Below are 23563 nucleotides of genomic sequence, written 5' to 3' on the forward strand. Positions count from 1 at the left end.
TCCCAGCTCCCATCCCCCCGGGCGGCGGTTTCAGCGCCGTCTCGGCGGCGCCTCGCGAACGCTTCGCTCACTGATCCAACTCGCGAGCTGAGCACGGGACTTGACCTGCAGCTTGCGGTAGATGGCGGTCAGGTGGACCTCCACGGTCCGCGGGCTCAGGGACAGCCGCTGCGCGATGTCCTTCGTCCGTTCACCACTTCCCGCGAGTCGTGCGATCTCCGCCTCGCGGGCGGTCAGCAGATCCATCCCGTCGTCCTGCTCGACGACGGTCTGCTCGCCCCCGGCCGGCCGGTCCAGCTCCAGCCGCAGCGCCTTGGCCTGCTCGTACGTCCGCCAGGACCCGCTCCTGCGGGCCAGCTCCTGGGCGAGCGCCAGCAGCGTCGCCGCCTCCTCCCGCTCGCCGGACGCCATCGCGCACTGCGCCGCCAGGACCACCGTCCGCGCCTGCATCACGCCCATGCCGACCTGCGCGAAGATCTGCGCGGCCGCACGGTAGCGCTGCTCCGCCAGCCGGTGATGGCCCCCGCCGCGCAGCGCGTGCCCCTGCGCCGCCAAGGCGAAGCCGCGATGCGAGATCACACCGGTGCGCCGCGCGGCGGCGGCCGCCGCCTCGGCCGACTTGTCGGCGGAGGCGGCACCCACCATGGCGGCGGCCATGGTCAGCACCTCCAGGCAGCGCGCGCGCTGCACCAGGGGCACGGCCGGCAGAGTCGCGCCGTCGCCCAGGTCCTCCAGCAGGGCGATGCAGCGCTGCGGCTCTCCCACCTCCAGGACCGCCTTGGCCAGCGACAGCACGGTCAGGACGCGCCCGTAGCCGAACTCCGCCGGCAGCAGCGCCAGGGCGCGCTCGGCGAGGTCCACGGACCTCTTGCGGTTCTTCCCGTCCGTCAGGGTGGCGCAGAGCGACTGGCGCGCGAGCGCCATGCTCCGCAGATGGACGGCGTCCAGCTCCTGGGCGGCACGGTCCGCCTCGACGGCGACCTGCATGGCCTCGTCGAGCCGTCCGACCTGGGAGTACGCCTTGCTCAGCCCCAGCATCACGGAGGGCAGGTGGTGCGGGTAGCCGTGGGTGCCGGCCAGCAACCTGCCCCGCAGGAAGTGGCGTTCGGCGTCGGCGAAGCGGTCCAGGTACAGCTCGACCCATGCCAGCGTCGAGAGGTACTCGATCCTCCGGCCGAGCTCGGCCTGGGAGAGCCCGTCGACCACGGGCACGCAAGCGTCGACGGCCTCGATGGCACCGTCGATGTCGCCGTCGACGAGCCTGTCCCGCGCGACGGCGATCAGGGCGCCGGCCCGGTCGGTACGGCTGCCCTGGCTGTCCGCCAGTCGCAGGCAGCGCTCCGCCAGGATCCGCGACATCTTGCTGTCCCGCTGATCCCCCACGAACGCGCGCGCCAGCATCAGCTGCATCCGCTGGGCCAGGGCATCCGGAGGCAGCTGGTCCAGCTCCTCCTGGACCAGCCGGCCCGCCTCGGCGTAGCCGGCCAGCGCGCACTCCAGCTGCACGCAGAGGACCACCGCGGCGGTGCGGACCTCCCGGGGCTCCGCCGGCACCAGCGGCAGCGCCTCCCGGTAGATGTCCCGGCTCCGCATGGGCTGGCCGATCGCGACGAGGGCGCGGGCCAGCTGGAGCTGGATGCCGACTCGCTCGGCCCGGTACCGGTCACTGTCCGGCACCCCCTTCAGCAGGAGCTCCAGCCAGCGGGTGGCCGTCACGGGGTTGTCGGCGATGGCCTGTTCCATGGCACGGGCGAGCAGTTCGAGGTCGTGCGGCTGGGGGCGCTCCAGCAGTCGTTCGACGTGGACGCCGAAGTAGCAGGCGCGCGTGCCGCGATCGAGCAGGACTTCGAGGAGTCTTCGGTGAGCCAGTCTTCGCCATCTCGGATCGGACTCCGCGCGCACCGTCCTGCGTACCGTCGAGTGGCGGAAGGTGTATTCGAGCAGCGGGTCCGCCCGCCGGACGAGGTCACGGGCCGTCAGCCCGGTCACCGCCTCCGCCACCCAGGCGGCGTCCATCTCCGCGACAGCCGCGACGGTGTCGACGTCGAACCGGTCGCCGACGACCGCCGCCGCCCGCAGCACGAGGCGCTCGACCGGGTCCAGCGCCTCGACCTCACCGAGCAGCCGATCGGCCCGGTCGTCCTGGGTGCCGGTCCGGGCCAGTGCCAGGAGGTACCCGGGGATCCCGTCGCTCAGCCGGTGCAGGGAATTCAACTTCGGGTCAGCAGAAGAGAGTTCGAGAATCTCAGCGGCCTGCTCAAGGGAGAGCGGCCCGAGCTGGACCCGTTCCACGGCCCCGAGTTCGACTCCGTGGGCGAGAGTACTGCGCAGACGTGCCGAGGTCTGCCGGGGACGGTGCGCGACGACCAGCAGTAGCCCGGGCACGGGGAACCTCACCAAGCGGTCGAGGAACTCCACCGACACGGCATCGGCATGGTGGAAATCATCGAGCACGACCAACATGCCTTTACCGGCGCAATGCTCGAGGAGCACTCGCATCGCGTGGTTCACCAGTGGCGGTTCCGACTTCGAGGAGCCCTGCGAAACCTCCCGGGCCCGCGACCCGTCGAACGCCGCGCGCAGCAACTCCGCACAGGCGAGGGGAAGCCGGTCGAAGAGGTCGACGGCGGAACGGCTGCGCAGAATCTCGACGAACGGATGAAGGGCGATCCCCTTCTCCGACTCGGCACAGCGACCGACCAGCACATCAACGCCCCGCCGGCCCGCCTCCCGCACCAATGCGGCAACGAGCCGGGTCTTGCCGGTCCCCGGATCCCCGGCGACCTCCACGACGCGCCCCGACCGCCGCTCGATCGAGTCGAGCGCCACCACCATTCTGGCCAACTCGACGCGATACACGGAACTTGAGAGTGTTTGCGATTGCACGTGATTCATTGCGCGAAATGCCTCCCGGTACCGGTGGTCAAGTTACACCGACCCCTCTCACCAGGGCAAACACTCTGATGGTTCCATGTCAGATCTCCATAAATGAGGGGATTCGGCGAACTCGCATCGAAATACCCACAGAACTCGGCCGAAGGCGCCTTGCGGCAGCCCGACCGAAGCCCAGGCGACGCAAATCCGACAAACCAGCATCTCTTGAAGCCCGGCGCCTCCACCTAATGATCGCTTAAGAAGCACTCGTCATCCTTATGCCCACAGCGGGCAAAGACACGGACGGGAGGCACGCATGAGCAGGGGCTTTTGGTCGTTCATACTCCGGGGGCTCCAACGGGTCGTGCCGAACTGGGAAATGGTGGGCCAGTGTTGGGGCGCGATCTCCATCGGAGCCGTCTCCCTCCCGCCACTCCCGCCCCCTACCGAAGACCAATCCCCCGAATCCCTCACCCCCCTGTCGGGCCCCCCTCTGGGCCACCCTGAGCGCGTGGACCCCACCGCCGCCCCCACCGAGGTCGAACGTGCCCTGTGGTCACAACTACTGACCTGACCGCAGCACGTCCCTCAAAGCCGGGGATGCACATGCCCGCCGAGGCCGCAGGCCCGTGCGCCTGGATCGACCTCGATACTCACCGGGTCGGAGGTCCGTTGGCGTCGTCATCCGGCGGCTTGTCCGGGCCGGTGTGCCTGTGCAACTGGTCAGCGACCGCCTTGTACCCGAACTGTTCTGCGAGGGAAGCGATTTGGTTGATGAGGTGAGTCTTCGTGTCGGCGGGCACAGGCGGTCACCTTCACGAGCAACGCGTCCAGCTGGTCGATGATTCGGCCGGACAGGATCTGCGGCTGGTGCAGGAGGACGTGGGCCAGAGCGAGGCTGGGGTCCTCTCCGCAGGCAACGGCGTCGTCCACAAGCCCGACAACCAAGGGGCCCTGAGCCTGCTGTGGGCCCGCGGACTGCTGCGCGAGGCGGGACTGCCGGACGACGTCTACCAGATCGTCCTGGGCGACGGCCCCACCATCGGGGGCGCCGTGGCCGACCGCGGCGACCACATCTGCTTCACCGGCTCCTCCGCGGTCGGTCGCACGATCGCCGAGAAGGCCGGCCGCAGGCTCGTCAACTGCACCCTCGAACTCGGCAGGAAGAACGCGCTGTCAGGACGCCAAGGACAAGGGCGCCACCGTCCTGACCGGCGGCAGCCCGCGACCCGACATCGGCCCCTTCTTCTTCGAACCGACCGTACTGAGCGGCGTCACCGAGGACATGACCTGCTTCACCGAGGAGACCTTCGGGCCCGTCGTCTCGCTCTACCGGTGCGCCGGCACCGACGAGGCGGTCCTCCTCGCCAACCGCAGCCGCTACGGCCTGAGCGCCTCGGTCTGGGGAGGCGACCAGCGCCGCGCCCAGGCAGTCGGCGCGCGCCTCCGGGCCGGCATGGTGAACGTCCACCCGCTGCCGCCGCCTTCAGGCAGTCGGCTCCGGCAGTGCCACCGGTGAATGCATCCGGTGCGATAGCATCTGGCATTCCCCCAGTGCGCCATCGTCTGGCGACGATCTGCATGGCCCGCATGAGCCGCGCCAATTCACCGGTATTGGCCTGGCGGCTCCTCCCTGGAGACGACATTGAAAATCCTCCCCGAGATCTCTCGGACGCTGAGTGAATACCTCCTCATACCCGGCCTGACCACAGAAGATTGCAAGCCGGACAATGTGGACCTCGGGGCACCGCTGGTGCGTCACCGGGTCGGCGAGCAGCCGGGGATCCGGATCGCCACGCCCATGGTGAGCGCCATCATGCAGGCGGTCTCGTCGCCGACCCTGGCAGTGGCACTGGCGCAGCTCGGCGGGCTGTCGTTCATCCACCAGAACCAGCGGATCGAGGACCAGGCCACGGACGTGCTGGCGGTGAAGCGGCACAAGGCCGGTTTCCGCACGAGCGAGGTCACCGTGGCGCCGCAGACGCCGCTCGGTGAGCTCGCCCGGCAACTCTCCGAGGCCGAGCAGGGCGTGGCGGTGGTCACGAGCAACGGGGAGGCGGACGGCGAGTTCCTCGGGATCATCAGCCTCGACGACTTCCACCTGGGGCGTCACGGCGCCTCGGAGAGTGCCGGCAACCGGATGCGGGGCCGGGACGGCCTGGTCACCGCGTCGGCCTCCGTCACCCTCTCCGAGGCGAACGAGGTGATCTGGCGCCACCACCTGGACGTGCTGCCGGTGCTGGAGGACGGCCGCCTGGTCTCCCTGGTCCTCAAGAAGGACTACCAGGCCCACAAGACGTTCAACCGGGCGACGATCGACGGCGAGAAGCGCCTGCGGGTGGGCGCGGGCATCAACTCGCGGGACTACCAGGACCGCATCCCCGCCCTGGTCGAGGCCGGCGCGGACGTGCTCTGCCTGGACTCCTCCGACGGTTACTCCGTGTACCAGGCGCGGACCGTCGAGTTCGCCCGGGAGAAGTACGGGGACGAGGTCTTCGTCGGCGCGGGGAACGTCGTCGACGGACGGGCCTTCCGCTACCTGGCCGACGCGGGTGCGGCCTTCGTGAAGGTCGGCATCGGCGGCGGCGCCATCTGCACCACGCGCGAGCAGAAGGGCATCGGCCGTGGTCAGGCCTCCGCGCTGCTCGACGTGGTCGAGGCGCGCGACAACTACGCCCAGGAGACCGGGGTGTACGTGCCGCTCTGCTGCGACGGCGGCCTGCTCAACGACTCGCACATGGCGATGGCGCTGGCGATGGGGGCGGACTTCATCATGCTCGGCCGCTACTTCGCCCGCCTCGACGAGAGCCCGTCGCGCAAGGTCCAGATCGGCGGCCAGTGGTACAAGGAGTACTGGGGCGAGGGCTCGCAGCGCGCCCAGAACGCGGCCCGGTACGGCCAGCGCGGCCAGATGGTCTTCGAGGAGGGCGTCGACGGCTACGTGCCGTACGCCGGCAGCATGTACGACAACGTGGAGCGGACCCGCGCCAAGCTGACCTCCACGATGATCAGTTGCGGGTCGACGAACCTGCGGGACTTCCACCGGGACGCGGTACTGGTCCCGGTGTCGTCGGAGTCCTTCAAGCAGACCGGCGCGGAGATCCAGGTGCGCCGGCCCGCCATCGACGCCGGGGAGTGACCTGAGCTCCCGGCCCGCCGGGTGACGGCGAACGGCCCCGTGCCACCGGTTCGAGTACCGGTGCGCGCGGGGCCGTTCGCCGTTGCTCCGGTGTCATATCGCAGTTGCGGTGGCGAGGGAGGAGAGCAGGCCGGCGAACTCCTCCCACCAGGGCAGGGCGTCGAACCGGTGGACGTACGCGTGGCGTGCCCCGTGGATGGCGGCGACCCGGTCCCGCAGGCCGGTCACGGTCTCGGCGTCAAGGTCGAGCTCGACACGGAGGCGGTCCAGCAGGGCGTTCTCGTCGGCGTCCACGGTGTGGTCCGCCAGGGCGATCCATACGGAGCAGGAGTAGACGAGTTCACGCGCCGAGCGGTCCATGGCCGCCATGTCCGCCGGTAGGGGCACCGCGGTGGTCAGGTCGTGGTCCATGGACACCTGCAGGGTGTCCGCCATGACGTTGAGAGCGCTCTCCTCCTCCGGAGAGGTCTCGCCGTCGGCCTGCGCCATGATCGCCGCCACGGCTATCAGGCTGCTGCGCACCTCGGCGGGCACCCCGGCGATCAGGGCACGGGTTCCCGAACGGCGCTGGGCGACCAGGCGGTCCAGGACGGTGGAGCTCAGGTCGGCGTCGGTGAGGGTGACCGGGTCGAGAAGCTCCTCGGCGGTCTCCTCGTCCATGACGCCGAGGAGCACTGCGGATTGCCTGATGGAGCTGCCGTGTTCCTTGGCGTGGTGTGCCACCCGCGCGCCGACGTCGTGGCCGAAGACGACACCGACCATCGAGGACAGCGCCAGGCTGTTCTCCGCCTGTCCGCGGCAGCGCTCGGTGTCCATCCGCAGGCCGCCGATGCACTTCTCCGCGAACAGCGGGATGCCCCGCTGAAGGAGCCGGCAGGACTCGAAGAGGTTCTTGGCGATGACCGCCGTCCACGCGTTGTAGTCGAGGTCGGCGCCCTGTACGGCCATCGTGATCACCGTGTCGTTGCCGGAGATCTGGTAGGCGATCTGCGTGATCATCTCCGGCAGGACCGGGTTGACCTTGCCGGGGACGAAGGAGGAGCCAGCCTGGACGGCCGGCAGGGTGAGCTCCATCAGCCCGGCGCGGTTGCCGCTGGAGAGCAGCGAGATGTCCCGGGCCATCTTCGCGAGGTTGGTCGCCAGTCCCTTCAGGACGGTGGAGATCTCCTGGAAGATGTCGCCGTTCTGGATGCAGTCGAAGAAGTTGGGGTGCTTGCGGACCGGCAGGCCGGTGACTTCGGCCAGGCGCGGGTATATCCGGTCGACGTAGCCGGCGCCCACGCCGAGCCCGGTGCCGACGATGGTGGCGCCCATCGGCACGTCCAGGCTGTCCATGGCGGCGGCGCGCAGACGCGTGATGCTGCGCCGGACCACGGCGAGGTACGCGCCGAACTCCTGGTCGAACGTGATCGGTACCGCGTCCTGCAGGCAGGTGCGGGCAAGCTTGACGGCCCCCCGGTACTCCTCGATCTTCGCCGCCAGGACGTCCTCGAGGACGGAGACGGAGGTGATCAGCGCCTCCAGGTCCAGGCGCAGGGCCAGGATGATCGCGGTGGCGATCACGTCGGTGGTGGACTGGCACGCGTTGACGTGGTTGTTCGGGTGCACCAGGTCATAGCCCTTGCGCCCGCACAGGATCTCGTTGGCCCGGTTGGCCAGCACCTCGTTGACGTTCATGTTCGGTGACGTCCCGCCACCGCCGGCCATCATGTCGACGGGGAACTGGCGCCTGTCGAACCGCCCCTCGGCGACCTCGTCCGCGGCCTGGCAGATGGCCTCGGCCACTTCGGGGCGGATCGCGCCGATGTCGGCGTTCGCCAGCGCGGCGGCCTTCTTGACGTGGGCGAGCGCCGCCAGGTAGTTGGGGAAGTCCCCGAGCACGGCCCCCGAGACGTCGAAGTTGTGCTGGGCGCGCACGGTGTTGACGCCGTAGTAGACGTCGTCGGGGAGCTCGACGATCCCGAACTCGTCCTCGTCGGTGCGCATTTCAGCTCTTCTCCGGTCCGGTGTAGCGGGCCGCCACGTACAGCACCGGGCCGCTCAGGTCGTTGTCCACGGCGGCGGTGTTGTCCCACATGCCGACCACCTCGAAGCCGTGCGCGGTCAGGTAGTGCTCCACCTCCATGGGGAACATCAGCCTGAACCGCACGAAGTCGCTCTGTTCCGGCTGCCCGGCGATGGTCCACACGCGTTCGCGGGTGAGCAACTGCCGGCGCCGGTCGAGGGAGTAGACGGCGTCCGCCGTGGCCTGAAGGATCGGTGTGTCGATCGTGAAGCGGTTCCGCATGCCGTGACCGTCGAGGTCGGAGATGGCGTTCGGCAGGTGCAGGAGCAGGAGCGTGCCGGGCTCGGAGTGGGCTGCGAAGGTCTCCATGGCGGCGTCGATGTCCTCGGTGGCGTGCAGGTTGCACAGCGCCCAGCCGACGCAGGTGATGGCCTCGAAGGTGCGGCCGAGCCGGAAGCGGCGCATGTCGCCGACGTGGAAGTCGATTTCCGGGCGTCGTTCGCGCGCGTAGGCGATCATGTCCGGCTGGAGGTCCACGCCGGTGCACTTGGTGCCGCTCTTGTCGTAGTACTCCAGGTCGCGGCCGGTTCCGCAGCCTATGTCCAGCAGAGTTGACGGCGTCCCACCGAACAACTGCAGGTACATGCGCGGGATTTCGTCACCGGACCCGTCGTAGACCTGCTCGTATAACGCCGGGTTGTCGTAGAGCAGGTTCTTCAGGCTGGTTTCCATGCGGCCCTTTCCTTGATCCACTCTCTGGCGGTGTCGACGACTCCCTGTGTGAGTCGCGCGGAATCACCGAGATAGGTGGCGGGTTCGAAGACGTCTTCCACTTGCTCCGCAGTGAGGTACTGCAGTATCGCGCCGTCGGCCAGCAGTTCCTCCTTGAGACTGCGGCCTCGGGAGCGTGCGCTCTGGCTGCGGTCGTACACCCATGTGTGCGCGGACTGGGCGCCGGTCCGGCCGGCGAGCAGCAGCATGAGCCGCTCGGTGCACACGTCGTCGCTCACCGCCCGGAGGTTGGCCGACAGCCGGTCCCGGCGGACGACCAGTCCTGCGACGACGTCGGAGAGTTTGGCCACGGCGGCCAGGGTGTAGTGCGAGACGTCCGGTAAGCAGGCCCACTCCAGACGCAGGGCCCTGCCGTCCCGTTCATGGTCTCCCGACATGGCCCCGAGGGCGGGTGCCACCTGGGCCGCCGCGAGTCGGGCCAGCGCGACGACCTGCTGGCAGCCGTCCGGGTTGCGCTTGTGCGGCATGGTGCTGCTGCCGACCGTGCCGTGCTGCCAGCCGAGCTCGACCTCGCCGAACTCGGGACGGGACAACGTCCGCAGCTCATCGGCGATCCTGCCCAGGGTTGCGGCCGTCATCGCCAGTGCGCACACGTACTCGGCCACCCGGTCGCGAGCGGTGTGCCAGCCGACGGCCGGCACTGCCAGCCCGAGGCGTTCGGCGAAGACCGGTATCAGTCGGCCACCCCGGCCGTCGAAGCCGGCCATGGTCCCGACGCCGCCGAACAGTTGCGCCGCCAGGGCCCGGGTGCGTAACTGTCCGAGTCGTTCGGCGTCGCGCAGGATCTCGTCGATCCACCCGGCCAGCTTCAGGCCGAACCCGATGGGCAGGGCCGGCTGGGTGTGGGTCCGCCCGAGTGCCGCATCGTCCGCGTGGGCCTCGGCCAGGTCGGTCAAGTCGGCCACCAGCGGCGGCAGGAGACGGTCGAGCTCGTCCAGGACGTCCCGCATCTCCAGGCACTGGGCGGTGTCCTCGATGTCCTGGGTCGTCGCTCCGAAGTGGACGTACTGTGCGGCGTCCGCAGCGCATGCCCCCTTCAGGGCGTCGAGCAGTCCGACCAGGGAGTGCCCGGTCCTGGCGATCTCGGTCCGAACCCGTTCGAGGTCGACGTTGTCGATGCTGGCCGCGGTCGCGATCGAGGCTGCCGCGTCCGACGGGATCAGCCCCACCTCGGCCTGGCTCAGCGCCAGGGCGGCCTCCACGTCCAGCCAGCGCTGGAACCGGCAGACGTCGCAGAAGATTTGACGACTGGCGTCGGTGCTGTATCCGGTTCTGAAGAAGCGCGAGTCGACGATGTGCGCGCGCTCGTGTAAACAGCCCCCCAAAGACATGCGGCTTGCCTACCCGAGATGATCAGCGATCTAAACCCGAGATCATCAGCTGGAGTCGGAGGCTGCCATAGGGTAGGCCCGTGATCGATATGGAGCAGGTTCGCGCAGAGACTCCCGGTTGCCTGAACCACGTGTTCCTGGACAGCGCCGGCTCGTCCCTGATGCCCCGTCAGGTCCTCGACGTCGTCGTCGGGCACCTGAAGCGCGAGGCCGAGATCGGCGGATACCGCGCGGCCGCCGAACGCGGCGCCGAGCTCGACGCCGGATACGGCGTCCTCGCCGAGCTGTTCGGCTGCCGGCCGGACCAGGTCGCGTTCACCGACAGTGCCACCAGAGGCTGGCTGGCCGCGTTCGACGCGGTTCCGCTGACCGCCGGGGACCGCGTCCTCATCGGCGAGGTCGAATACGCCGGCAATGCCGTCCCGCTGCTGATGCGGGCCCAGGCGGTCGGCGCGAGCGTGGAAGTCGTCCCGTCGGACGAGACCGGCGTGTTCTCCGTCCAAGCACTCACCGAGATGCTCGACGAGCGCGTCAGACTCGTCTCCTTGGTGCACGTGCCGACCAACGGCGGCGTCGTCAACGAAGTTCGCCAGGTCGCCGACGCCGCGCATGCGGCCGGTGCGTTGCTCATGCTCGACGCCTGCCAGTCGGCCGGACAGGTCCGGATCGACGCCACCGCACTCGACGCGGACATCGTCACCTTCACCGGCCGCAAATGGCTGCGCGGACCGCGCGGCACCGGCGCCCTCCTGATCCGCGATCGCGCCGCGGAGATTCTGCGCCCCCGCCTGGCCGACCTGCAAGGAGGCAGCTGGACGGGCCCCCAGGACTACCAACTGCGCGCGGACGCCAGGGTCTTCGAACTCTGGGAGACCTCGGTTGCCGAGCGGCTTGGCCTCATCAGCGCTGCCCGCTACGCACTCCACCTCGGAGCCGAGGCCATCGAGGAGGCGGTGACGACTCGGGCTGCCGCACTGCGCGCCGGCCTGGCCTCCATCGCAGGAGTCACCGTCCACGACCTCGGCCAAACGCAATGCGGCATCGTCACCTTCACCGTCGAAGGCGTCGAGAGTTCCCTGGTCCGCGAGGCGCTGGCCGCCCAGGGCGTCGTGGTGACCACCAGTCGGCGTCCATCGACCCTGCTCGACATGACCCGGCGCGGGCTGACGGATATCGTCCGCGCCTCCCCGCACTACTTCGTCGACGACACCCAGATCGGCGTCTGCATCGACGCCGTCAGCGCGGTCGCCCGGCATGGTGCTGACCTCGACCGGCTGAAGTCGGAGCCGTTCGCCTGACCTGGTCAGGCCGTTCCGGTCCGGCCGAGCGGCAGACACCTTCTCCCTGCAGGGGCCAGGCCGGGCTGCCGATCGGGGCAACCCGGCCTGCCCGATGTCCGCCCTCTCGGCCCTTCCGTCGCGACCTCTCGTGTGGAAACGTCAGCCGGCAGGCGATGCACGAGATCTCGTTCGAACGGATCTGCCATGCGGCACACCACCGAGTCCCAGCGGAACGCCGTTCCCGACCGCGAGCAGGCCAAGCCCCGCGAGGCCGGCCGGAACGCCCGTGCGCTCACGCCCGGGAGGGCCACCGGACGCGGCAGGCCAATGCTGCCCGGTGTGCCGGGCGGGCTGGGTGTGCTGGGTGCGCCGGGTGCGCCGGGTGCCTTGCAACGGTCGATCGGGAACGCAGCCGTCACGCGGATGATCGAGCGCGAGCGGCACCGGAGCGGCGCCGTGCAGCGCTCCGGGGACGGCGAGGCAGCGGTGCGGGACGGCGAGGCAGCGGTGCGGCACGCCGCCGTGGTCGCCGGGCGGGCGAGCCGACGGCTGCCGGGCGATGTGCAGCGGTCCATGGAGGACGCCTTCGGCATCAGCCTCGATGCTGTGCGGGTCTCGGTCGACGAGCAGGCCGCCGCGAGCATCGACGCCAGGGCGTACACCGTCGGCACCGACATCGTGGTCCGGAACGCCGGCGTCCTGCGCGACGTCGAGACGATGGCCCACGAGATCCACCACACCACCCAGCACGACACCCCCGCCGGCCTCAGCGACCCCGACGACAGGTGGGAACGCGAGGCCGCCCGTGTCGGCGCCCGCGTCGCCCGCGGCGAGACCGTCCAGCGCCGCGCCACCGACGACCACGAGGAACACGAGGAACACGACCACGACCCCGTGCAGCGCACAGCCGTCCAGTGCAGAGCCGTCCAGCGCCGGGTCGGCTTCGAGTTCGAGTCGCAGTGGCGGGTGCGCGACCACAACAACCTCACCCCGCAGGACGAGCAGGCCCACCACGACGAGGTCGCACGGCGCGACGAGATCATCGGCACGAAGATCCTCCTGAACATGGCCCTCAAGCTGGCCACCGACCTCCTGGAGCAGGACGAGCAGGCCAAGAGCGCCGACGAGCTCAAAGCGGAGTGGATCACCACCCTGCCGAGGCAGCGCCCGACCGACCCGCCACGGTTCGAGGCCACCGAAGCGGGCGAGGCACGGCTCGACCGGGCACGGCAGCAGAAACCCGCCGAGTACGCGAGGCACGCCGAGAACGCCGCCTACCCGCTGATGGCGAACGGCGAGATCCGGGAGACTCCCATTCCCGGCCGTGACGTCCCCAAGATGGGTGTCGTCGGTCAGGGCACGGGCTACGCGCTCACGTCGGACGTCAGCCCGACGGGCGGCTCGGCCCTGGAGTGGGTCACCGAACCGCTCACCACGAAGGACGAACTCCTCGCTGTGATGGGTGAGATCACCCAGGTCTCGGCGGCCCTGGACCGCCTGAAGGACGAGACGTCCTTCCCGCTCACGGACGTGCAGCTCGGAGGCTTCTCGGCGAACCCCGGGATCATGGTCTTCCCGCTGAACGGCGAGCTGGTCTACGCACCGCAGATGACCGGCGGTTTCAAGCTGGACGAGCTCCCCCGGCTGGTGAAGTACCTCAACGTGCCGGACAAGAAGCCCTTCGCCTCCTCCGGCTCCGGCTTCGAACAGCGCAAGGAAGCCAAGGAGGACCTCCACACCGGCACCCTCGTCGAGGTCGACCAGATCCGCAAGCGGGCCGAGGACCAGGCCAAGCGACTCGGCAAGGACGTCACCGGCGGTGAGCCCACGGCCGCGCTGGTCGGCCTGACCACGCTGATCGGCAGCTACCTGGTGTACGGCAGCAGGTTGTCACCCAGGGCGAACTCGAAGTCGATCGCGGGCGGTCTGATGTCCCGGACGTCCTTCGCCCACAATTTCACCCTGCTGCCCCGGCCGTTGCGCGTCCACTACCGCCAACACCCGGACGCGTTCGCCGCGTTCGTCCTCCAGGCGGCAGGCTTCGACCCGAACGACCAACAGACGCGGGTGTACCCCAACACCGTCGAACACGGGGACGCCGGTGGCCGCGAGGAGCGGGCGATCCCCCTGACCCAGTACCAGTGGCTGGTGGGCATGCCGGCCGGCAAGGACCTGCTGCGGAAGTTCACGAACCTGAACACGGTGGAGAAGGCCGACGTGAACCAGGACGACTGGGTGCACATCCACGGCTCCCTCGGCGCGCTGGGCAGCGTGGACGACGAGGTCGGCCCGCTCGGCAAGGAGGAGGTCGCCCTGGTGGCCGAGCTGCGCCGGATGAAGGACGGCCTGAAGACCCCGAACCTCACGCCGCTCACGGTCGCCGCCTTCGACCTGGTCCAGTTGCTGAACGAGGGCAGCTCGCTCAAGTACAAGAAGCAGAGTTAGCCCAGGCCGGCGCGGCCCTTGCCGACAGCCTCATCCCCCGCCGTTCGCTCGCCGTTCGCTCGCCGTTCGCTCGCCGTCAGGCGACCGGGATGTCCTCGGCGGCGTCCGGCGCAGGGGCGGGCGGCACGGCGGCGCCGGTGACCGCCGCGGCGGGCGGCGCCCCGCGCCGCAGGAACGGCAGGCCGCCGGGGCGCAGCATGCCGATGGCGATGCCCACCACCACCAGCGCGGCGGCGAACGACGTGGTCGGCGTCATCCGCTCCCCCTGGAAGACCCAGGCGGCGGAGAGCCCGAAGACCGGCACGAGGAGCGAGAACGGGGCCACGGTGGGCGAATCGTAGGTGCGCAGCAGGAAGCCCCACACGCCGAAGCCGAAGAGCGTGGCGCCCCACGCCACGTACAGGGCGGCGCCGGCCCCTCCCCAGGAGATGTCGCGCAGCGCGGTGACGTCCCTGTGCCAGCCTTCGTACGGGACGGAGATCAGGGCCAGCGGGATCGGCGGGACCACGCTCACCCAGACCATGAAGCGGAACATGTCCGGCGGACTCGCCTTGCGCATCGCGATGTTGGAGACCCCCCAGAACGCGGCGGCGGCGATCACCATCAGGAACGGGCCGAGCGGGCCGACCGCACCGGAGTCCGTGCCGGCCACCACGATTCCGGCCGTCGCCATCGCCATTCCGGCCACCTGCGCCCTGCGCGGCTTCTCCCGCAGCAGCACCGCCGCGAACAGCAGGGTGAACACCGCCTGCCCCTGGAGCACCAGGGAGGCCATTCCGGACGGCATTCCGGAGTCCATTCCCATGAACAGGAATCCGAACTTCAGCACGCCGAGCGCGATTCCCACCGCGATCACCCAGCGCCAGGCCACCCGGGGCCGCCCCACGAAGAACACCGCGGGGATCGCGGCGAGGGTGAAGCGCACCGCTGAGAACAGCAGTGGGGGAAAGTCCTTCAGCCCGACATCAATGACGACGAAGTTCACGCCCCAGACGGCAGCCACCACAACAGCGAGAGCGACATGGGCGGGCTTCATACGGGACCTTCCTGAGCGCGCTTCACATGCGGGGACCATGCAATCAACACCTGGGACGCTTCGGCCAGCGACCATCTCTGAAGGGAGGGGATTAGCATGGCTTCATGCTCGATCTCAGCCGGCTCAGCGCCCTGAAGGCCATCGCGGAGCACGGCTCCATGGCCCGCGCCGCCGGCGCCCTGGGCTACACCCCCTCGGCCGTCTCCCAGCAGATCGCCAAACTGGAGCGCGAGGTGCGCACCGAGCTGCTGGAACGCAAGGGCAGTGGGGCGGAGTTGACCCCCGCTGCCTGGCTGCTGGTCGAGGCGGCCGATCAGGTCGCGGCCGTCCTGGAGCGCGCGCAGGCGAAGTTGGAGGACAGCCGGGGCGTGCCGACCGGCCGGCTGGTCCTCGCGGCGTTCCCCACGGCCTGCCGCGGCTTCGTCGCCGGCGCCGTCGCGGAGCTGTCCGGGCGGTATGCCGAACTGGACTGCCGTCTGGTCGAGTTGGACCCCAGTCGGTCGACCGCCCAGGTGGTCAGGGGCGAGGCGGACGTCGCCGTGGTGCACGACTGGCACAACACCCCGCTGGTGCTGCCCGGTTCACTGTCCGCCACGCCGCTCGGCGAGGACATCGCCGACGTGGTGCTGCCCGCCGGGCACCCGCTGGCCGACCGGGAGACGCTGGCCCCGGCGGACCTGCTGGGTGAGCGGTGGATCAGCCAGGGCCCCGGCGCGATGTGTCACGAGTGGCTGACCCGCACCTTCGCCCAGTGCGGGGCACAGCCCGACATCGCCTATCAGGTGGAGGAGCAGGAGTCGCAAGTGGCGCTGCTTGCAGCCGGGTTGGGAGTGGCCGTGCTGCCGCGGCTCGGCCGCCGGTCGCTGCCCGCCGGGATCCGCGCGGTGCCGATGCACCCGGCGCCGTCGCGTCAGGTGTCGGCGACCTGGCGCGGCCAGGCGGAGCGGAGGCCCGCCGTACGCGCGGTGCTGGACGCCTTGCGCCGCCATTGGGACGCCGCGAACGCGCCATCACGGGCACACGATCACGCCACCGACCCAGCGTAAAGATCCAGGCTGGGACGAGAGAAACCTCCTGGGACTGTTGACAGGTCCCGCTCACTCCTGGAGATTAAACGCGAGCCCCGGGTGGTGAACGAACAGAGCCGGGGGGAATCTCGACAGGGGGCCGCAACACACATGTCCTTTCCTCGCGACCGACGTTCCGCGTGTTGTCGCGGATAGTCCCGCCTGCCGTGGGCCGGTCTGCGTTCTCGTAGCGTTCGCAGTCAATCAGCCGCAGCGCAGTTGATCAGCCGCAGCGCAGTCGATCAGCCGCAGCGGCGGTTCCCCAGTGCGTCGTCGACAGACGAACCGCAGGGACCGTTTCGCTTTCCAGGGGCGGGCTGCCCCGAGCGCGGCCGTGTCCGCGACGACGCGGCTCTCCGGCACCGTGTCCGTGACGGACGCCGTGACACCCGAAACCAGCCATCCGCCTTTCCGAAAGGGACACCCCGCCATGCCTTCTGCCGTGTCATCTCCCGCCGTTTCCACGGATATCAGCGAACTGCGCTCCAGCGCGCTGCGCGAGTTACGCGCGGTGCTGTCCGCGCAGAACTACCAGGGCGCCGTGCGCTGCGCGACGCGGTTGCACGACGCGCTGCCCGACGGCCGGCCGCTTGGCGACAGCGTCGTCCTGGTCGCGTACGGCGGCGGCAAGGACAGCTCGTACACCCTCACCTTCGTGCGGGCCGTGCAGCTGGTCCTCTTCCAGCTGCACGGCACCACCTTCCGCATGCGGGTGGCGACCAACCGGCACGCGGGCATGCCGCGGGCGGTGATGGAGAACATCGACCGCGTCTACGGTGCGCTGCGCCTGGCCGAGGACCCCGCCTGCGAACTGCTGCTGATCGACGGCCGGCGGGTGCGCCCGTTCGACGTGGACATCCCGCAGGACGCCGACGTGGTGGAGCGCAACCGGGTCGACATCCTGATGACCGGCCACCGCACGGCCGCCGACGCCCGCCCGACGTTCTGCAACGCCTGCAACCTCAGCATGGTCAACTCCTTCGGCCTGGCGGCCGGTCACGACGGCGGCGTGGACCTGATCATCACCGGCGACTCGCAGCGCGAGCAGCGCGACTACTACCTGTGGGTCTCCCGGCTCGCCAAGCGCTTCGGCCTCCAGCCGCCCCGCGACCAGCGCTCCGGCTTCAAGGGCTTCCTGGCCGCGCTGGACAACATCTCGCAGGCGTACTTCGCCGACATCCACGGCTCCGACGCCTCCGGTGTGATCGCGGACCACGCCATCACCACCGACGTCCGCGAGGGCCTGCGGTTCTTCTCCATCTACGACGACACCGCCTACGCCTCCGGTGACCACTGGGAGCTGCTGACGGAGTACCTGGGCTTCCGTTTCGACGACATCGCCTTCAGCTTCACCGAGTCCGACTGCGGCAACCCCGCGCTCATGGCGCACCTGCGCGCCCTGAAGTGCGAGCGCCGCTACGGCCGCAGCTACGCGGACGGGCTCGACGAATACGTGCGCTTCGCCCTCTCGCTGATGGGCAAGAAGGAGTTCCCGCCGCAGCTGGTGGAAGTGATGCGCGAGCGGTACGAGGGCCAGGCCGACCGCATGCGGGCCGCCATGGACGCGTACGCGCTGGACGCCTACGGCCTCACCGAGGAGCAGCTGGTGGCCATGGTGTACGCGCCGTTCACCGAGAAGGGCGCGGGCCTGGAGGAGTACCTGCGGGCCGAGCAGCCCGACCTGGCCGAGGCCGCGCCGCGGGTGCACGCGCTGCTCGACGGCGTCGAGGACGACGTCGCCCTGACCCGCCGCCTGGAGTCCGTCACCGGCCTGACGATCAGTCAACTTCGCGTGCTGTACCGGGGTTCGCTGCGGATCACCTCGGCGACACGCGGCCCGGATCAGGGCGAGCTGATCGACTCGATCCTGGAGGGCGACCCGCACAAGGAGGTCATCTCCACCCGGCACTCCGCGGCCGGACCGCTGGTGCCCGAGCTGCTGTCCGGCCGGTGACGTGTGACCCCGACTGGCAAGGACTTCGCACAGCGCGCCGGGGACGACTTCGTCCAGCTCGGCGCGACCCGGGACGGGCTCGACCCGTACCTGGACCGGGCGCGCGACCGCGGCATGCGCGCGGTGCTCGTGGAGACGCCGGCGTACCTGCGGTGGCGCCGGATGCTGGGCCGCAGGGCCTTCGACCTGGAGGTGGCGGTCGAGCAGCCGCAGGAAGCGGCCGCCGTCACCGCGGCGCTGGCCGCTGCGGGGGTGGTACCCCGGCTGGTGCTCACCGGCTTCGAGCGGTACGTGTACGCCGGGTTCGCGGTGGCCCGCGCGGTCGGCGCGGCGCCGTGGCCCGCGGCGGGCGAGGCGTTCCGCCCGCCGGACAAGCGTGAGCAGCGCGAGGCCCTGCGCAGGGCCGGAGCCCTGGTCGCCCAGCCGCGGTTCGCGGTGCTCACTCCTGACGGCCCGCCGGACGACCTCGGCTACCCGCAGGTGGTCAAGCCCTCGGACGGCGGCGGCGGCCTCGGGGTCGTGCTGGTGGACGACCCGGCCCAGCGGGCGTACGCGGCGGACCTGATCCGCGGCATGCGCAACTACGGTGGCGGCGAGTTCGGTTCGGTCCTGGCGGAGGAGTTCGTCAAGGGCCCGGAGCTGTCCGTGCAGGGCGTCGCGCGCGACGGGCAGCCCCATCTGCTCAGTGTCTGCGAGAAGTTGACCACGCTGGAGGAGGTGCCGGGCGCCGCCGGGCTGTCCGGCTTCCGGGAGGTCGGCCACCTCGCCCGGCACGGCGACACCGCGGACGAGGGGCTGCGCGAGCTGACCGCCCGCTGCCTGGACGCGGTCGGCTACCGCGAGGGCCCGTTCCACGTGGACGTCATCCAGGGCGAGGCGGGACCGGTCTTCGTGGAGATGGGGTTCCGGCTCTCCGGCGGCGGCCTGGTGGCCCTGGTCGAGCGCGCGACCGGCGACTCGTGGGCGGAGGCGGTCTTCGCCGTCCACCTGGACGGCCGCGCGCCCGCCCTCTCTCCCGCCCGCCGGCGCGCCGTCGGCCAGATCGCGGCGGTGTCCCAGCGGGAGCTGGACGCCGGCGCCGCTCTGGCCGCCGAGGGCCATGACGTGGAGGTGCTGCGCGCGGCGCCGCTGCCCGACACCGGGGCGCTGTCGGCGGCCGACCGCGAGGTGCTCGCCTCCGACCTGGCGCGGCACACCGGCTCGGTCGGACGGGTGATCGTCGCGGGCGACAGCTGCGCCCACGTCCAGTCCCTGCTGCGGCCGATCGTCTCCCCACGACTGCGAGGTTGACCCCCATGTGCCGACTCATCCTGGCCACCGGACGTTTCGACGCGGGCGACATCCTGGACGCCGCCGTCGACATGAGCTGCGGCCGCACCGCCGACCACGACGGTCCGACGAACGTCCATCCCAACGGCTGGGGGGCGGTGTGGCGCCAGCACGACGCGCCGCACGGCCTCGCCGTCCACCGCGACGTCCGCCCGCTGGGCGAGAGCGCCGAGGACTCCCCGATCAGGGGAGTGGAGACCGACTTCCTCGCCATCCACGCCCGGCACGCCACCCTGCCGCGCAACCAGGGCCTGCGCTGCACCCATCCGCTGGAGCGCGGCGGTGAGTACCCGTGGTACTTCATGCACAACGGGTTCCTGCCCACCGTCCACCAGTTGCTGGGGATGCCGGAGTCGGAGTTCGACTCCCGCGAGTACTTCGACTACATCGTGCCGCCGGGCAGCCGGGTGCTCGACGAGGCGTCAACGCTGCGCCGTCTCGCGGCCGTTCCGCCGGGCGGCAGCTCCGGCAACGCCATCGCGGTCAACCCGGACCACGCCTACGTCATCCACTGGACGACCCCGGGTACCGCGGCGCAGCGCTACTTCCGCATGCACACCGTCACCACCGAGCGGTTCCGGGTGGTCGCCTCCGAGGTGGTGCCGTCGCTGGCGCCGCCCGAGCAGTGGCAGCCGCTGGAGCGGCCTCGTGCTGAGCGTCCCGCTCGCACCCGCCACCGCCCCCGTACTCTCGTGACTCTCGTGAAGGAGAACACCATGGCGTCCGCCGAAACGTGGACCCGTGTCGTCATCGACGACGCGGCCGTCAACCGCCCCGACCCCGCGCTGCTGGGCCGGCTGGCCCAGGGCGAGACCGCCGTGGTCGTCCTGCGCGGTCTGCTGCCCGCCGACGCCTTCGCGGTCAACCGCGACCGGGTCGGCAAGCTGCTGGCCAACGCGTCCACCACGCAGTACGTCAACGGCGCGCTGACCACGGTCGGCCCCTACCTGGCGAAGTACCTGAACCGGGTCGAGGAGTACTACCCGGACGCGGAGGCCGCCATGGCCATGCTCGCCGGGGTGGACTTCGACCTGGACGCCCAGGTGCGCGGCGCACTGCGAGAGGCGTTCTCCCTGCAGTCGCTGGAGCCGGCCGCCGAGCCGGACGGGCGCCGCTACTCCCCCTCGGTGGTACGCATCCACGCGGACGGCGTGCGCAACCCGCTGCACAACGACAACATCATGCGCGACGCGGCCGGCACCGGCATCGTCCTCGCCGACCGGGCCTTCCAACTAAGCTGCGTGGTGTGCCTCCAGGAGTGCGACGAGGGCGGCGAGTTGCGCATGTACCAGAAGGAGTGGAGGCCGGTGGACGAGGTGCACAAGATCCCCGGCGGCCTCGGTTACGACGAGGCCGTGGTGGAGGGCGTGGCGTGCCACGAGTTCAAGCCGCGCACCGGGGACGTGTATCTGATCAACCCCACCCGTTACCACTCCATCGAGCGCGTGCACGGCTCGGACCGGCTCACCATGGGATTCTTCCTCGGCCTGGACGAGGGACTCGAGAAGGCGGTGGTGTGGGGATGAGTGTGGAGCACGAGGCGACATCGGACCGGGTCTTCGACCGGCTGGTGGCGCTGCTGGACCGGAACGGCGCCGCGTACGAGGTGATCGAGCACGAGCCGGAGGGCCGCACCGACGTGGTCAGCCGGTTGCGCGGCAACGCGCTGTCGCAGGCCGCCAAGTGCGTGGTGACCCGCGTGAAGGTGACCAAGAAGACCTCGCACTACGTGCTGGCCGTCGTGCCCGGCGACCGCAGGGTCGACCTGGGCCGGATCCGCGAGTTGTGGGAGGCCAAGCACGTCTCGTTCGTCGAGCAGGAGACCGCCGAGCGGCTGTCGGGCTCGGTGAGCGGCTCCATCGTGCCGTTCTCGTTCGACCCGGCGGCGCTGGAACTGGTCGTCGATCCCGCGCTGTTGGAGCACCCGCGGATGTTCTTCAACGCCGGTGAGCTGCACCTGTCGCTGTCCCTGGACACCGGGGACTACGTGAAGGCGGCCTCCCCGCGGGTGGAGCGCATCGCGGAGGAGGCGGCGGCCTGACCGGGAAGGCGTCGTGATCGGGGCCGCGCCGTGACGAACGGCGCGGCCCCGCCGGCGTCGACAGGCCTCGGCTACGGCTACGGCGCCCGGGCTCGGCTACGGCGCGGCCGGGCGGGTCGCGGGCTTGGCGCGATCGTCCACAAGGAGGCTGAAGACGTCGGGCCTCGCGTAGTGGCCGGTGGCATCGAAGTCGAAGCGGGCACGGGCGAGTTCGGCCAGGTCCAGCTCGGCGGTCAGGATGCCCTCGCCGTCCCGCAGCGGCCCGGCCAGCACCTCGCCGAGCGGCGAGACGATGACGCTGCCGCCGTTGATCAGCACCGTGCCGGGGTCGTCGCCCTGTACGGGGTGGACGTCGCCGGGCAGGTCGGAGCGCAGCAGGTACTGGCAGGCGCCGAGCACGAAGCAGCGGCCTTCGAGCGCCACGTGGGTCATCGTGGCCTGCCACACCGCACGGTCGTCCACCGTGGGGGCGCACCACAGGTCGACGCCCTTGGCGTACATCGCCGTGCGGAACATCGGCATGTAGTTCTCCCAGCAGATCGCCGCACCGAGGCGGACGTCGCCGGTGTCGATCGAAGGCATGGTGGAGCCGTCGCCGAAGCCCCAGATCAGCCGTTCCGCGCCGGTCGGCATGAGCTTGCGGTGCTTGCCCAGGAGAGTTCCGTCGGGGCCGAGGAAGAGCGCGGTGCAGTAGAGCGTGGCGCCACCGCGCTCGACGGCGCCGACGACCAGATGGATACCCAACTCGGCTGCGAGTGCGCCGAGTTCAACGGTCTCCGGGCCGGGCACGTCGATCGCCCCGTCGTAGTAGCGCCGGTACTCCTCCCGGCCGGACGCGGAGCGGGACCCCACGGCGACCCCGAAGTCCAGGCCCTTGGGGTAGCCGCCCAGGAAGGCCTCCGGCAGGACGACGACCCGGGCGCCGGAGGCAGCCGCCTCCCGGATCAGCTCGCGGGCCTTGGCGAGACTGCGCGCGGTGTCGAACAGGTGGGAGCCGGCCTGGACGACGGCGACGGTCAGCCGGGTCACCCGCGCCCCCGCAACCGTTCGACCGCCGGCCATCCCCCGCCCCCAGCCGAACCGAGCACTGCCACTGTCCCTGCCACTGTCGCTGTCGCTGTCGCTGCCACCGTGCGTCCCTCCTGGGCATCGCGGCCGTCGCCCGTCCGGGGCCGCCGCCACCCCACTCTGCCACAACGCAGTGGCACGGACCGGGCGTTGGCGGATCATGGCGCGTTCGCCGGGAGCGGGCTGGTCATCCCCGGTTCGCGCGGAACGCGGTGGCCGTCACCCAGAGCAGGAGCAGCACGCCGGAGACATACGCCGCCGGGGCGAGCGCCGTGCTCAGCAGCAGGTAGCCGACCCCGGAGACGGTGATCGCCGCGGCCAGCGCCAGCCCGGCCCAGTCGATCCAGCGGGCCGCACCGGCGCGCACGGCCGGAACGGAGGCGAGCAGCGCGGTCGTGGCGAGCAGCAGCATCTTCACCCCGTCGAGCCGGTTGATCAGCGCGAACACCGTGTGGGCGGCGGCTACTTGATGTCCTGGCCCGAGGACGGCGGCGAGCTGGACGCCGAGCGCGCACTGCACCAGGGACACCGCGACCGCCGCCCAGCCGCTGAACCGCGCGGGCCGGCGCAGGGTGCCCACCACCACGGCCAGCGCGAGCCCGGCGATGCCCTGGGTGGCGACGTACTGGGCGAGCGCCACCCCGGTGTGCCCGGCCAGCCCGGCCAGCACCTCGGGACCGGTCGCCGCGACCGACGGGTTGGTCGGCCACACCGACAAGCCGATCACCCAGGCGGCGAGGTAGGTGATCCCGGCTATCCGAGCCAGGGCGGTACGGGCGGGGGCAGTGATGGCGTCGATAGCCACAGGGGTCTCCTCAGGATCTGTGTCGGTGTGGACGGGGTCAGCGGGCGAGCAGCCAGGCCGCGGAGGCCAGGTGGATCAGGGCGAGACCGACGCAGCCGGCGGCCATCGGACGATTGCCGCGCCGGGCACCCAGCACCGCGTCCCCCACCTGGGCCAGCCCGGACGCCACCAGCACCGGAACCTGCGCCGCAGGCGGCGCGGTCAGCAGCGTCACCAGGGTGACCAGGCTCAGCGGCACCGCCCGGGCGGCGTAAGCACCAAGGAAGAACGCTCCCCCCGGCCCGAGCCGCTCCCCCTCGGCCAGCGCGACGGACGGCCGGACCAGGCCGACCAGGGCGCTACCTCCGGACAGCAGAGCGACAGCACTGTTGGCGACCAGCAGAACGACCCACATGGC

18 protein-coding genes and 1 pseudogene are annotated in these 23563 nt (G+C 70.7%); 11 read left to right on the forward strand and 8 right to left on the reverse strand.

The genetic code is table 11. The features are described from left to right. Nucleotides 1–30: 30 nt before the first annotated feature. Nucleotides 31–2895 carry a helix-turn-helix transcriptional regulator gene (locus AC060L_RS28370; RefSeq protein WP_483801801.1) on the reverse strand — a complete coding sequence of 955 codons (2865 nt, stop codon included), beginning with the start codon at nt 2893–2895 and terminating at the stop codon, nt 31–33. A 358-nt stretch (nt 2896–3253) separates the two neighbouring features. Between AC060L_RS28370 and AC060L_RS28375 the strand changes: the two genes are divergently transcribed. The 4 genes and pseudogenes from AC060L_RS28375 (at nt 3254) to AC060L_RS28390 (ending at nt 6013) form a co-directional block, all read left to right on the forward strand. After that, entirely contained in the window at nt 3254–3448 is a 195-nt protein-coding gene (locus AC060L_RS28375) for a DUF6059 family protein (RefSeq protein ID WP_483801844.1), read from the forward strand. 308 nt (nt 3449–3756) lie between these two features. Next, a pseudogene (locus AC060L_RS28380) lies at nt 3757–3988 on the forward strand (aldehyde dehydrogenase family protein); the annotation flags it as partial. Between the two features lie 120 nt (nt 3989–4108). After that, nucleotides 4109–4393 carry an aldehyde dehydrogenase family protein gene (locus AC060L_RS28385; RefSeq protein ID WP_483801845.1) on the forward strand — a complete coding sequence of 95 codons (285 nt, stop codon included), beginning with the start codon at nt 4109–4111 and terminating at the stop codon, nt 4391–4393. Between the two features lie 126 nt (nt 4394–4519). Then, the gene (locus AC060L_RS28390) at nt 4520–6013 is read left to right on the forward strand and encodes an IMP dehydrogenase (protein ID WP_483801802.1); all 1494 of its coding nucleotides are present in this window, start codon (nt 4520–4522) and stop codon (nt 6011–6013) included. 93 nt (nt 6014–6106) lie between these two features. Here the strand turns inward: AC060L_RS28390 and AC060L_RS28395 are convergent, their stop codons facing one another. Genes AC060L_RS28395 through AC060L_RS28405 form a run of 3 tightly spaced genes read right to left on the reverse strand, consistent with a single transcriptional unit; the run spans nt 6107 to nt 10141 of the window. Further along, nucleotides 6107–7999, reverse strand: a complete 1893-nt coding sequence (locus AC060L_RS28395) for a lyase family protein (protein ID WP_483801803.1) — start codon at nt 7997–7999, stop codon at nt 6107–6109. Nucleotide 8000: 1 nt separating this feature from the next. Continuing rightward, the gene (locus AC060L_RS28400) at nt 8001–8750 is read right to left on the reverse strand and encodes a class I SAM-dependent methyltransferase (protein ID WP_483801804.1); all 750 of its coding nucleotides are present in this window, start codon (nt 8748–8750) and stop codon (nt 8001–8003) included. Beyond that, nucleotides 8735–10141 carry a class-II fumarase/aspartase family protein gene (locus tag AC060L_RS28405; protein WP_483801805.1) on the reverse strand — a complete coding sequence of 469 codons (1407 nt, stop codon included), beginning with the start codon at nt 10139–10141 and terminating at the stop codon, nt 8735–8737. Before AC060L_RS28405 ends, AC060L_RS28400 begins: the two co-directional genes overlap by 16 nt. A 131-nt stretch (nt 10142–10272) precedes the next feature. Here AC060L_RS28405 and AC060L_RS28410 point away from each other — a divergent pair, with 131 nt between their 5' ends. Together AC060L_RS28410 and AC060L_RS28415 are read left to right on the forward strand one after the other, a co-directional pair. Beyond that, nucleotides 10273–11439 (forward strand): aminotransferase class V-fold PLP-dependent enzyme, encoded by a 1167-nt coding sequence (locus tag AC060L_RS28410; protein WP_483801806.1) that lies wholly within the window; start codon nt 10273–10275, stop codon nt 11437–11439. A gap of 186 nt (nt 11440–11625) precedes the next feature. Beyond that, nucleotides 11626–13866, forward strand: a complete 2241-nt coding sequence (locus AC060L_RS28415; RefSeq protein WP_483801807.1) for an eCIS core domain-containing protein — start codon at nt 11626–11628, stop codon at nt 13864–13866. A gap of 76 nt (nt 13867–13942) precedes the next feature. On the opposite strand, the gene AC060L_RS28420 is transcribed toward AC060L_RS28415, so the two are convergent. Next, entirely contained in the window at nt 13943–14902 is a 960-nt protein-coding gene (locus tag AC060L_RS28420) for an EamA family transporter (RefSeq protein ID WP_483801808.1), read from the reverse strand. A gap of 104 nt (nt 14903–15006) precedes the next feature. Between AC060L_RS28420 and AC060L_RS28425 the strand changes: the two genes are divergently transcribed. The 5 genes from AC060L_RS28425 (at nt 15007) to AC060L_RS28445 (ending at nt 21293) form a co-directional block, all read left to right on the forward strand. Continuing rightward, the gene (locus tag AC060L_RS28425; RefSeq protein WP_483801809.1) at nt 15007–15948 is read left to right on the forward strand and encodes a LysR family transcriptional regulator; all 942 of its coding nucleotides are present in this window, start codon (nt 15007–15009) and stop codon (nt 15946–15948) included. 451 nt (nt 15949–16399) lie between these two features. Then, the gene (locus AC060L_RS28430) at nt 16400–17923 is read left to right on the forward strand and encodes a PqqD family protein (protein ID WP_483801810.1); all 1524 of its coding nucleotides are present in this window, start codon (nt 16400–16402) and stop codon (nt 17921–17923) included. Between the two features lie 3 nt (nt 17924–17926). After that, nucleotides 17927–19213, forward strand: coding sequence for an ATP-grasp domain-containing protein (locus AC060L_RS28435; protein WP_483801811.1), 1287 nt, complete (start codon nt 17927–17929; stop codon nt 19211–19213). 5 nt (nt 19214–19218) lie between these two features. Beyond that, nucleotides 19219–20778 carry a class II glutamine amidotransferase gene (locus AC060L_RS28440; protein WP_483801812.1) on the forward strand — a complete coding sequence of 520 codons (1560 nt, stop codon included), beginning with the start codon at nt 19219–19221 and terminating at the stop codon, nt 20776–20778. After that, on the forward strand, nt 20775–21293 hold the full coding sequence (locus AC060L_RS28445) for a YbaK/EbsC family protein (protein ID WP_483801813.1): 519 nt from the start codon (nt 20775–20777) through the stop codon (nt 21291–21293). Before AC060L_RS28440 ends, AC060L_RS28445 begins: the two co-directional genes overlap by 4 nt. A gap of 96 nt (nt 21294–21389) precedes the next feature. Here AC060L_RS28445 and AC060L_RS28450 read toward each other — a convergent pair whose 3' ends face one another. The 3 genes from AC060L_RS28450 to AC060L_RS28460 all read right to left on the reverse strand — a co-directional run bounded on the left by AC060L_RS28450 (nt 21390) and on the right by AC060L_RS28460 (nt 23560). Next, the gene (locus AC060L_RS28450; RefSeq protein ID WP_483801814.1) at nt 21390–22322 is read right to left on the reverse strand and encodes a carbon-nitrogen hydrolase family protein; all 933 of its coding nucleotides are present in this window, start codon (nt 22320–22322) and stop codon (nt 21390–21392) included. Between the two features lie 226 nt (nt 22323–22548). After that, nucleotides 22549–23166: a hypothetical protein gene (locus tag AC060L_RS28455; RefSeq protein WP_483801815.1), complete on the reverse strand. Its 618-nt coding sequence runs from the start codon at nt 23164–23166 to the stop codon at nt 22549–22551. A 37-nt stretch (nt 23167–23203) separates the two neighbouring features. Further along, on the reverse strand, nt 23204–23560 hold the full coding sequence (locus AC060L_RS28460; protein ID WP_483801816.1) for a hypothetical protein: 357 nt from the start codon (nt 23558–23560) through the stop codon (nt 23204–23206). Nucleotides 23561–23563 lie beyond the last annotated feature (3 nt).

The organism is Kitasatospora sp. NEAU-69, assembly GCF_057158765.1.